The following is a 1,832-nucleotide window of genomic DNA, read 5'->3' as shown; positions in this document are numbered from 1 at the left end:
CCCTGCGGGTCGCCCGGCGGCGGCCACGGCCGCGCAGCGCGGCGGCCTCCGCCTCGGCGGCGCTGCTGTACAGCTCCTCGTCCGGTACGAACGCGGGCTCGGCGAGCGCGACGGGCGCCGCCGCCTCGGCGGCGACCTCCGCCTCGGTCTCCTCGGAGACCCCGGCGGCCGTCTCGTGCTCGTGCGGCTGCTCGGGGCCGCCACGGCCGCGCTTCTTCGAGCGCTTGCCGCCGCCACCGCCGCCGACCGAGGTCGGCTGCTCCATATGGACGATGACGCCGCGTCCGTTGCAGTGGACACAGGTCTCGGAGAAGGATTCCAGAAGCCCCTGGCCCACCCGCTTACGGGTCATCTGGACCAGGCCCAGCGAGGTGACCTCGGCGACCTGGTGCTTCGTACGGTCGCGTCCCAGGCACTCCAGCAGCCGCCGCATGACCAGATCGCGGTTGGATTCGAGGACCATGTCGATGAAGTCGACGACGACGATGCCGCCGAGGTCGCGCAGCCGCAGCTGACGCACGATCTCCTCGGCCGCCTCCAGGTTGTTCCTGGTGACGGTCTCCTCCAGATTGCCGCCCTGGCCCGTGAACTTGCCGGTGTTGACATCGATCACGACCATGGCCTCGGTCTTGTCGATCACCAGCGAACCGCCGGACGGCAGCCAGACCTTGCGGTCCAGCGCCTTCATCAGCTGCTCGTCGATCCGGTGGCTCGCGAAGACATCGACCTCGCTGGTCCACCGCTGGAGGCGGTCGGCCAGATCCGGCGCGACATGCGCGACATAGCCGTGGATGGTCTCCCAGGCTTCGTCGCCGCTGACGACGACCTTCGTGAAGTCCTCGTTGAAGATGTCGCGGACGACGCGGACGGTCATATCGGGCTCGCCGTAGAGCAGCGCGGGGGCGTTGGAGCCGGTGCCGCCCTTCGACTTCTTGCGGATGTCGTCCCACTGCGCCTGGAGCCGCTCGACATCGCGGCGCAGCTCGTCCTCGCTGGCGCCCTCGGCGGCGGTGCGGACGATCACACCCGCGTCCTCGGGGACGATCTTCTTGAGGATGGTCTTCAGCCGGGCGCGCTCGGTGTCGGGCAGCTTGCGGCTGATACCGGTCATCGAGCCCTCGGGCACGTACACCAGATAGCGGCCGGGCAGCGACACCTGGCTGGTCAGCCGGGCGCCCTTGTGGCCGATCGGGTCCTTGGTGACCTGGACCAGCACGGACTGGCCGGACTTGAGCGCGGCCTCGATCCGGCGCGGGCCGTTCGCCATGCCCAGCGCCTCGAAGTTGACCTCACCGGCGTACAGAACGGCGTTGCGTCCCTTGCCGATGTCGACGAAGGCGGCCTCCATGGACGGCAGGACGTTCTGCACCTTGCCGAGGTAGACATTGCCGACGTACGACGTCGCCTGCTCCTTGTTGACGTAGTGCTCGACCAGCACATCGTCCTCAAGGACACCGATCTGGGTGCGCTCGCCGCTCTGGCGGACGACCATCACCCGCTCGACGGCCTCCCGGCGGGCCAGGAACTCCGCCTCGGTGATGATCGGCACCCGGCGCCGGCCCTGCTCGCGGCCCTCGCGGCGGCGCTGCTTCTTGGCCTCAAGCCGGGTGGAGCCCTTGATGGACTGCACGGCGTCCTGGAAGTCCGACGCCTCGTCGCCCTTGACGCGGGCGGGCCGTGGTTCGCGGACCTTGACGACCGTACGCTCGGGGTCGCTCACGCCCGGCTCGTCGTCGGCGGCACTCTCACCGCTGCGCCGGCGGCGACGGCGGCGACGGCGGCTGCTGGAGCTGCCGGCGCCCGAGGGCCCGTCATCGGACTCGGCCTCGCCC

Annotated in this window: 1 protein-coding gene; it reads right to left on the bottom strand. The window is 70.3% G+C overall.

From position 1 onward, the window contains the following. The coding region (locus ACWF94_RS39770) for an Rne/Rng family ribonuclease (RefSeq protein WP_453500056.1) at window positions 1-1,832 on the bottom strand (1,832 nt) is incomplete at both ends.

This window comes from Streptomyces sp. NPDC055078, assembly GCF_053607985.1.
This window is presented reverse-complemented; position numbering and strand designations above follow the sequence as displayed.